Raw genomic sequence first — 9462 nt, forward strand, 5'->3', positions numbered from 1 at the left:
GCCGGTGAATTCTTCGGTTCGGCCCGGGGTGAACAATGCACGGCCCGCGCGTTTCGATTACGGTAGTGGGGACATCGTCGTCGCATGACGCGGCGCGACGCAGGGTGCGCGGGCTGCGCGGGATGATGCGTGGCAACGGCGAACGCGGCACATGCGGACGAAGCGAACGCGACAGACGCGAACGGAATAGAAAAACGTAAAAAGCAGAAAGAGAAACGAGGAACGACACATGAGCATGCCGCTCGATTTGTATGTGATTCGGCATGGGGAATCCGAGGCGAACGTGATCGTCCAGGCGGGCGACCGCGGCGACAACTCCCTGTACACGCAGGACAACGTCACCGTGCCCGACCGCTCCTGGAGGCTCACCGCCGTCGGACGCAAGCAGGCCGACTGCATCGGCCGGTGGATCGTGAGCCAACAGCAGCTGTTCGACCGGTACATGGTCTCGCCGTACGTGCGCACGCGCGAGACCGCCGCGACCATGGCCCTGCCCAAGGCCAAATGGGAGGAGAACCGGGTGATCCGCGAGCGGTCGTGGGGCGAGATCAACACCATCACCAAGGACGAGTTCAAAACCCATTACGCGCGCAACTGGATGTTCAAGAACACGGACCCGCTGTACTGGCGTCCGCCGGCGGGCGAGTCGATCGCGGACGTGGCCGAGGACCGCGTCCACAACGTGCTCACCTCGCTGAGCCGCAAGTCCGACGCGGAATCGGTGGTGATGGTCACCCACGGCGACTTCATGCTCGCGCTCATGCTCACCATCGAGGACCTTTCGGACGAGGAGTTCCTGCACCGGGCCGATTCGGACGACTGGAAGATCACCAACTGCACCTGCCTGCACTACACCCGTCGCGATCCGGAGACCGGGCGCACGTCCAAGCGCGTGCGCTGGGAGCAGACCGCCCGGCCCGTGCTGGATGAGGAGTCCGGCCGTTGGGAGGTCAAGGTGGAGCCGTGGCGCGAGTTCAAGCGCCCGTACCTGTCCAACGGCGATCTGGTGGACGTGGTGCGCACCGTCGATCCTCATCTGCTCGACTACTACGGCAAGTAGAGCCGGGCCGTCGGGAGGCGGGCGCGGCTTTTGCGCGGCGTGGTCCCGGGGTCCCGGGGCAACGGGGACCCCGGGCACCGAGGATGCCGTGGCGCGGAAACGTTAAGGACAGGTGAACAGGTTACAATGGCACACGATGCGCGGGCGACGGTTGTGATGCGCCCGCGCGGGAGAGCCAAAGGAGTTTTCAGTTATGAAGAACCTGTTCACATGGTCCCTGCACGGCGACGGCAAGACGCTGCGCCCGGGCGAGGTGGTCGAGCCCGATGAGCGCCTGACCTGGGTGCGCACCGCGGGCATCGGCGCCCAGCACGTCATCGCCATGTTCGGCGCCACCTTCCTGGTGCCGATCCTCACGGGCTTCGACCCGTCCACCACGCTGTTCTTCACCGCCATGTCCACCGCACTGTTCCTGCTCATCAACAAGAACGTGCTGCCCAGCTATCTCGGCTCCTCGTTCGGCTTCATCGCGCCGATCACCGCGGTCACCACCGCGAACAAGGGCATCGCCGTGGCCAGCTTCGGCATCATGGTCACCGGCATCCTGCTCGCCCTGGTGGGCGTGCTCGTGCACTACGCGGGCGCCAAGTGGATCGATATCATCATGCCGCCGGTGGTCAACGGCGCGATCGTGGCCATCATCGGCTTCAATCTGGCACCCAGCGTCTGGAACAACTTCCAGGTCGCGCCCGACACCGCCGTCGTGACCCTGCTCGCGGTGCTGCTCGTGGCCGTGCTGTTCAAGGGCCTGCTCGGCCGACTCAACATCCTTGTCGGCGTGCTCATCGGCTACGTGTACGCCTGCTTCCGCGGTCAGGTGGACTTCTCCGCCATCAGCGAGGCCGGCTGGATCGGCTTCCCGAAGTTCCATCTGCCGCAGGCCGACTTCGCCATCCTGCCGATGTTCGTTCCGGTGGTGCTCGTGCTCGTGGCCGAGAACGTGGGCCACGTCAAGTCCGTGGCGCAGATGACCGGCCGCGACTACGACGACCAGATCGGCACCGCCCTAATGGCCGACGGCCTCGGCACCACGCTTGCCGGCTTCGGCGGCGGCTCCGGCACCACCACCTACGGCGAGAACATCGGCGTGATGGCCGCCACCAAGGTCTACTCCACGGCCGCCTATTGGTGCGCCGCCGCGTTCGCGCTGATTCTCTCGCTGTGCCCGAAATTCGGCGCCGTGATCAACACCATCCCGGCCGGCGTGCTCGGCGGCGTGACCACGCTGCTCTACGGCATGATTGGCATGATCGGCATCCGCATCTGGGTGGAGAACAAGGTCAACTTCGACAAGCCGCTCAACATCATGGTGGCCGCCATCACGATGATCATCGCCATCGGCCAGTTCGCGTTCACCGTCTCCGGCATCTCGTTCAACGGCATCGCTATCGGCACCATCGTGATTCTCATTGCCTACCACGGTCTCAAGGCCATCGGCAAGGCCACCGGCACCATCGCCAAGGACGATCCGGACATCCTGTAGGTTTGTAGGCTGTAGGCTTATAGGCCGGTATACCGTGAAGGCTCCCTCACACGTATGAGGGAGCCTTCGTCATATCAGTTGCCGTATTGGTAAGTCGGACCACCGGATTCCCGTTCCGGGACGAAAGTAGAGGGCTTCGGCTAGACTCACATGGTTTGCATATTTTACGCGATTACCATGCGTACCTATTGATGAAAGGCCATTGTGCCCTATAACAAGTTTGATGATTCCCAGAGCCCGGTCATGCCCATTACCGGGACCTACGCCGATCGGGATGCCGATTTCGGCGACGCTGATGACATGACCGCCGACGAGACCGCAGCTCCCACCTTCGGTGAACTTGGCGTGCCCGGCCCGCTCGTGCGCGTGCTGGCCGCCGACGGCAAGAAAACCGCTTTCCCCATCCAGGCAGACACCCTGCCCGATTCCCTCGCAGGCCGTGACGTGCTGGGCCGTGGACGCACCGGCTCCGGCAAGACCCTCGCCTTCTGCCTGCCTCTCGTGGCCCGCCTGGGCTCCTATGATTCGCTCGGCGAGATCGCGATGAACGAGTTCCGTCGCGAGATGAAGCGCCGTCAGAAGGAACGCCTCGAGGAACGCCGTTCCGACGACTACCTGCCGCATCCGCGCGGCCTCGTGCTTGCCCCGACCCGTGAGCTCGCCAACCAGATCAACGACGTGCTGCTGCCTCTGGCGCACATGTACGGCATGACCACCACCACCATCTACGGCGGCGTGAACCAGAACCGTCAGGTGCGTGACCTCAAGGCCGGCGCGGACATCGTGGTGGCCTGCCCCGGCCGTCTCGAGGACCTGCTGCGTCAGAAGCTGCTGACCCTGTCCTCCGTGGAAGTGGTGGTGATCGACGAGGCCGACCAGATGGCGGACATGGGCTTCCTGCCGCCGGTCAAGCGCCTGCTCGAACAGGTCCGTTTCGACGCGCAGCACATGCTGTTTTCCGCCACGCTCGACCACGGCGTGGACGAGGTGGTCAACGACTTCCTGCACGATCCCAAGGTGCACAGCGTCGACTCCGCCACCGCCGAGCCCGACCTCATGACCCAGCATGTGTTCGAAATCACCCACGCCGACAAGCATGAGCTCGTGCGCACGCTCGCCTCCGGCTTGGGCCAGCGCATCCTGTTCACGCGCACCAAGTTCCAGGCCAAGAAGCTGGCCAAGAACCTTATCCAGAACGGCATCCCCGCCGCCGAACTGCACGGCAACCTCAATCAGAACCAGCGCGACCGCAATCTCGCGGCGTTCGAATCCGGCGACGTGCATGTGATGGTCGCCACCGATGTGGCCGCCCGCGGCATCGACGTGAGCGGCGTGGAGCTGGTGGTGCAGGTCGAGCCGCCGGATGATCCGAAGTCCTTCCTGCACCGGTCGGGCCGTACCGCGCGCGCTGGTCGCGCAGGCGACGTGGTGACGCTTGTGCTGCCCGAACAGCGCCGTGAGGCCCGCAGGACCCTCCGGTTCGCCGGCATCAAGGTGCAGCCGGTGGCCGTGACCCACGAATCTCCTGAAGTGCTGGAATTGGTGGGCGAGACGGCCCCGCTGGTCCAGAACTGGAGCCTTGACCAGTCGCAGCCGGTGGGCGGTGGCCGCAACGGCGGCAGGAAGACCGGCCGCGGCGGTTCCGTTCGTGCCGCGCTGAGCGAGCAGGACGTTCAGGAACGCAACGCGCGCAAGAAGGACCGTCGTCGCCGTCGTGCGGCCGAACGGCTTGAGCGCGCCACGGCGGGCGAGGCCATGTCGATGGACTCCGGTGCCATGGATACGGCCGGCCGCAGTGCCGGGCATGGTTCCGGGAACGCGGCCAAGGGGAGTGGCAGGCCGCAGCGTGACGACGAGCGTGCGACGCGTCGCGAAACGAGTCGTGACACGGAACCCCGTATCAAGAACCGCGCCGAGCGTCGCGCCGGGATGAGCGACCCGGCCGCCGAACGCCGTGACTATCTGTTCGAGCATCCCGAAGAGCGTCGTGGCGGCCGTCCGAAGGCCGACAACCGTCGTGCGGACGGTGGTGAGCGTCGTGAGGACGGTCACCGCGTTTCCAAGCGTGATGCCGCTCGTCGTGGCGTCAACCATTACGGGGACGGTCGGTTCGATGGCAATCGCGGTAACGGCGCTGATCGCCGGGAATCGGACCGTTTCGGCTCGTCCCGTCGCAATGATGATCGCCGGCAGGGCAGCGGTGGTAAGCGCATCCATCGCAGGAACGAGAACCGTATCATCAGTGATGAGCGCGGTGAGGCCGCCAAGCGACACGATCGCCGCATGATGGCCAAATACGGCACCACCGAGGCGCCGCATCGCCGTCATCATGCCAAGACGCGTGCGCCCTTCCGCATGGGCGGCACCCGTTCCGGACGCCGGTAAGACGTGACGGCTCCCTTTGTGGGATTGAATGGTGTAGGTTCCACTCGTTGAAGTTCCGAGCCCATAGTGGCTCCCCTCTCTGAGGGGAGCTGTCAACGAAGCTGACTGAGGGGAGCCCGGTCATCCGAGGACTCCCCTCAGTCTCACTCCGTTCGACAGCTCCCCTCAGAGAGGGGAGCCATATTTGCCAGGATATCCCCGGCCGAGTGTCGCTGACAGCCCTCAGAGGAGAGCCACTATGGCAATTACCGTCTCCTAAACGCCGCGCTCAGTACCGGTACAGCACGGTGCCGTCGGCATCGGTGATGGTGAAGGTGGGGGATTCCTCCACGCTGAGCGCCACGGTCAGCGCATGCCGTCCGTCGACGCTGACGGAACGGTAGACGAATCGCTTGTTTTCCAGTTCGATTGCCTCGGTGCGCGCGTCAAGCAGCCACGGGTTGCGCCGCCGCAGGGCGATCAGTGCCTGATGCATCCGGTAGATGGGTTCGCCGAGGCGAGACAGCTGGTCGGGGGAGTCGGGGAACTTCGGGCGGATGTCATCGTCGCCGCCGAAGCGCTCCTGTTTGACGCCCACATACCCCTGCTCGTCGCCGTAGTAGATGGATGGCACGCCGCCCACCGTCATCAGCACCGCCAAGGCGAGCGCGGCCTTTGCCGGTCCGATCTGCGAGGCGATGCGCGTCACGTCGTGATTGCCGATGAACGTCTGCGGCACGAAGGAATCCAGGAAGGCGTTGTGCCGCTTGAGATTCCAGTCCAGCTCGAAGAAGTTGTCCGTCTCGAGCGCATGCTGGATCGACTTCCACAGCTCGTACTGTGTGACCGAATCCATGGTGGATTCCTCTACGATGCGCGGATAGTCGCCGTGAATCACCTCGCCGAAGATCCACGAGTACGGATGCGCGGCCCTGACATGCGGCAGCACGCGGGCCCAGAACGAGGTCGGCACGGCGTATGCGGCGTCGAGACGCCAGCCCGTGGCGCCCCGGTCGAGCCAGTGGTTCATCACATGGGCCACATAGCGCACCGTGCGCTCATCATCGTGATTGAGATTGACGAGCCGGTCATGGCCCTCGAACACATCCAGCGTAGGTGTCCCATCGTCGTTGACTCGGGCCTTGACCAGCCCTCGCCACGGTTCGTCATCGGGGGAGAGGCTGCCGCGGGCCTCGTCGAGCGCGGCACGCACCGCCGGATGGTTGCGCGAGACGTGGTTGAACACGCCATCCAGCACCATCGACAGTCCCATATCCCGGCAGGCCTCCGCGAGACGGTCGAACGCCGGATCGCCGCCGAGCCGCACATCCACATGCATGTGGTCGAGCGTGTCGTACCCATGCGTGTCGGATTCGAAGATCGGGCCCAGCAACAGTCCCGACGCGCCGAGGTCGCGCGCATAGCCGAGCCAGTCGACCATCGCGTCAAGACCGCGACCATGGAACTCGCGCGGGCCGGACGGCCGGATATCCGCGCCGCAGAATCCCAGCGGGTACACATGCCAGAACACGCCGTACTTCACCCAATCGGGCAGTTCATGCCTCATTGCCTCATTGACGACCATTTGCACGCCTTCCTGTTGACAGCGTGTCCATTTTCTCATATCCGCCCGGCAGAGAACGGATATGCCGGTAAGGAGTTGTCGGCGCGCAGATGAATATGTGGCGCATATACGCCGCCCTGTTCCGCCACTGTGCCATCATCGGCGCGCCGGAGGATGCACTGGCGAGGAGCCAGGCACGGGCTCTTCCCCCAGCCGCTGCGCGTGCAGCGAAGAACGCGGTGGCTCGGATGTGGGGTTCCGGTGGGATTCATGGTTCTCTCTCGGCACGGCCCTACTGGTCTGTCTCCCAATTGTCTGAGTGGTATCGGCCCTCTCTGAAGAGGGGGCTGTCATCGAAGCCGACTGGGGATAGAAAAAGCTGAAGCCCCTCAATTATTTAAAAGATGGACCACTACCACAGAGGGATTTAGGAGTCCACTCGCAATTCAACGCGGACATGATGGCGTGCGGTCCTACCGCAGCGGGGCTTATGCATCCCGCTACCGGTGCGTGTTGATCCACAGGATCGCGAGCTGCGTGCGATTGGTGAGACCGAGTTTGTCGAGCATCGCGCTGATGCGGTTGCGTACGGTGCCCTCGCTCAAATACAGCCTGTGTGCGATGTCGCGGTTATCGAGCCCTTCGGCCACTAGCGCGGCGATGTCCCGTTCACGTTCGTTGAGCGTCTCTTCGACGGACTGGGCGTCGTCGGCCATCGGACTGTGGATTGTTGGGCCGTAGCCCGTCCGGTTGCCGGAGATGCCGTGATCGTCCCGGTTGTCGAGATGACCGGAGACGTCGGAGAGGCCGGAAGCTCCGGGCCGGAAACCGGTGGAGGGCCGACCGCCCGGCTCGCCACCGACTGCGGCGGGGCCGGTCAGTTTGCCGAGTACCTCGGCACCCATCACCACCTGACCGGCCATCACCGCCTGAATCGCCGGGCCGACTGCTGCCACGTCCTGCTTGATGAGGTAGCCTTTCGCGCCCAACGCCATCGCCTGCGCGATGTACGAGCGGTCCGCGAACGTGGTGAGGAACAGGATGCGCGCCGCCGGGTCCTTCCTGAGGATCTCCTTCGCGGCGGCCAGACCGTCCTTGCCGGGCATCTGGATGTCGATGAGCAGCACATCCGGCCGGCTGGAGGGCGTTTCGAAATACCTTCCGACGGCCGTCTCGCCGTCATGCGCGGTCCACAGCACCTCGGCCGCGCCGGTTGTGGTGAGAATGGTCGCCAATGACTGGCAGACGATGGGGTCGTCGTCCACGATTGCAATGCTCATGATGCCCTCGATTGCCTCGCTGTGATGATACGTGCGCCTTGCGTGTCTTGTGTACCTTGCTTGTCCGTCGCCGAGCGCCACCGGGCCTTCGGTATCGAGACGAACACCCGCCAGCCGGTGCCGTACGGGCCACACAGCGAGGTGCCGCCCAACGCCCGCGCTCTCGATTCGATGTCCGCCAAGCCCATGCCGCGTTGGGATTCATCGGGCGACGCGCCGGAAGACGCTCCAACGGAGCCGGACAGGTTCGGACCTTTCAAACCGGCCGCACGCCGTCCCGTCGCGAAGCCGTCAGCGAGGCCGTCATCCTGCGCGACCGGGCCGGGGTCCTGCACGACCAGCTGCCACAGCGCGGGCATATCACGCAATGTCACGGTCGCCTCACGCGCCTCGCTGTGATGCACCACATTGGACAACGCCTCGCGGATCACCGTGGCGAAACAACGCGTCACCGGTGCCGGAGCCGAATCGATATCGCTTGTCAGCCGCACCGAGAAGCCGGGGGAGACGCCGTCGAACGAGCGGGCCGCGTCCCCGATCTGCGCGGCGAAATCGGTGCCGTCATCCTCCAGGTCATGCACGGACCTGCGCACCATCGTCATCGCGTCGTGCAGCGTTCCGCCCAACGAGTCGAATTCCTGGGCGGCCACGGCGTCGCCGGTCGCGTCGGCCACCGCGCGCCCCGCCTGCGCCTGCATTATCGCGCGCGTGAGCAGATGTCCCACATTGTCGTGGATTTCGCGGGCGATGCGTGTGCGTTCGCCAAGCGTGGCCATCCGCACTGCCTGTGCGCGCTCCTCGGCGACATCCGCAAGCCGCAGGCGATGCGTGCGCGTGGATTCGCGCGTGCTGTCCCGCAGATGCCGCACCTGACGTGCCAGCGACGTTGCGCGCCGGGAATCGGCGCCCCATGCGAAGCCGACGCATGTGAGCAGTGCGAGGAACGCCACCGACATCATCGGGTGGTCCTCGCCGGAGAGCATCGTGAACGCCGACGTGCCGGCATTCGCATGATTGGTGCTGGCGCCCGCCAGCGCGCCCGTGCCCGTGCCCGTCAGCGCGGCCGCCAACGGGGCGGCCCACATCCATCGTGCAAGCGGCATCAGACGGTTCACGGACCTTTTCATCTGGATGGCCAGGCCGTACGACGAGCGTGATTTGGCCGGTTCAGTCATATCGGTTGCCATGGCATGGTGCCTCGACGTGTCCGGTTCGGGAATGATGGAATCAGAGCGAGGCGGTGCCGGTGGCATGCGCCCCGCATCATAGGCGACGAGCGGCAGAAACGCGCGCCATAGGGGAAGGAACACGGCGGCCAGTGCGAATGCCACGGACGGCAACCACCCCCACCGGCTCGCGGCAAGCCATTCGGCAACGCTTGTGGCGCAGACCGCGGCCAGCAGTGCGGCGACCAGCGTGGCATCGGTCTGCGTATGAAGGTTCAGCGCCAGCAGCAGGCTTATTGCCGCCAGCAGCCCCTTCTCCGCCACAATCCGCATGAAATCCTCCACCTTGAATGCCTGCCTTCAAGCCTACCCGTAACGGCCGTGTTTGCGCCGATGGAATCGTCGTTCGTTCTGTTTGAAGGCGTTGTCGTCTTGATTTCCTGGTGGACGGCCGTACCGCGATGCTGTGCGTGATGCTGTTCGAGATGCTGTTCGAGATGTGGGGTGGCGGGGCGCAAATGCAGAATCGGCTATTTTGCATTTCC

The 9462-nt window shown here is 64.7% G+C and carries 6 protein-coding genes; 3 read left to right on the plus strand and 3 right to left on the minus strand.

Annotation, left to right across the window (positions count from 1 at the left end):
• Window positions 1-229: 229 nt before the first annotated feature.
• From BG22_RS00510 to BG22_RS00520, 3 genes are all read left to right on the plus strand, one after another.
• On the plus strand, window positions 230-1060 hold the full coding sequence (locus BG22_RS00510) for a histidine phosphatase family protein (RefSeq protein ID WP_094668256.1): 831 nt from the start codon (window positions 230-232) through the stop codon (window positions 1058-1060).
• 193 nt (window positions 1061-1253) lie between these two features.
• Complete coding sequence (locus BG22_RS00515; protein ID WP_140492086.1) at window positions 1254-2543, plus strand: uracil-xanthine permease family protein; 1290 nt, start codon at window positions 1254-1256, stop codon at window positions 2541-2543.
• 300 nt (window positions 2544-2843) lie between these two features.
• A complete protein-coding gene (locus BG22_RS00520) occupies window positions 2844-4928 on the plus strand; it encodes a DEAD/DEAH box helicase (protein ID WP_140492122.1) in 2085 nt (694 codons plus the stop codon).
• 268 nt (window positions 4929-5196) lie between these two features.
• On the opposite strand, the gene BG22_RS00525 is transcribed toward BG22_RS00520, so the two are convergent.
• From BG22_RS00525 to BG22_RS00535, 3 genes are all read right to left on the minus strand, one after another.
• Window positions 5197-6474: an alpha-amylase family protein gene (locus BG22_RS00525; protein ID WP_258186137.1), complete on the minus strand. Its 1278-nt coding sequence runs from the start codon at window positions 6472-6474 to the stop codon at window positions 5197-5199.
• A 497-nt stretch (window positions 6475-6971) separates the two neighbouring features.
• A complete protein-coding gene (locus BG22_RS00530) occupies window positions 6972-7751 on the minus strand; it encodes a response regulator transcription factor (protein ID WP_140492092.1) in 780 nt (259 codons plus the stop codon).
• Window positions 7748-9250 carry a histidine kinase gene (locus tag BG22_RS00535; protein ID WP_181163315.1) on the minus strand — a complete coding sequence of 501 codons (1503 nt, stop codon included), beginning with the start codon at window positions 9248-9250 and terminating at the stop codon, window positions 7748-7750. The genes BG22_RS00530 and BG22_RS00535 overlap by 4 nt, the downstream gene beginning before the upstream one ends.
• Window positions 9251-9462 lie beyond the last annotated feature (212 nt).

This window comes from Bifidobacterium sp. UTBIF-78 (assembly GCF_006408945.1).
GTDB classification, from domain to species: Bacteria; Actinomycetota; Actinomycetes; order Actinomycetales; family Bifidobacteriaceae; genus Bifidobacterium; species Bifidobacterium myosotis.

Excerpts from the sequence above, each read along its gene's own strand:
- BG22_RS00510 (WP_094668256.1), top strand. The coding sequence starts at position 230 with ATGAGCATGCCGCTCGATTTGTATGTGATTCGGCATGGGGAATCCGAG.
- BG22_RS00515 (WP_140492086.1), top strand. The coding sequence starts at position 1,254 with ATGAAGAACCTGTTCACATGGTCCCTGCACGGCGACGGCAAGACGCTG.
- BG22_RS00520 (WP_140492122.1), top strand. The coding sequence starts at position 2,844 with ATGACCGCCGACGAGACCGCAGCTCCCACCTTCGGTGAACTTGGCGTG.
- BG22_RS00525 (WP_258186137.1), bottom strand. The coding sequence starts at position 6,474 with ATGAGGCATGAACTGCCCGATTGGGTGAAGTACGGCGTGTTCTGGCAT.
- BG22_RS00530 (WP_140492092.1), bottom strand. The coding sequence starts at position 7,751 with ATGAGCATTGCAATCGTGGACGACGACCCCATCGTCTGCCAGTCATTG.
- BG22_RS00535 (WP_181163315.1), bottom strand. The coding sequence starts at position 9,250 with ATGCGGATTGTGGCGGAGAAGGGGCTGCTGGCGGCAATAAGCCTGCTG.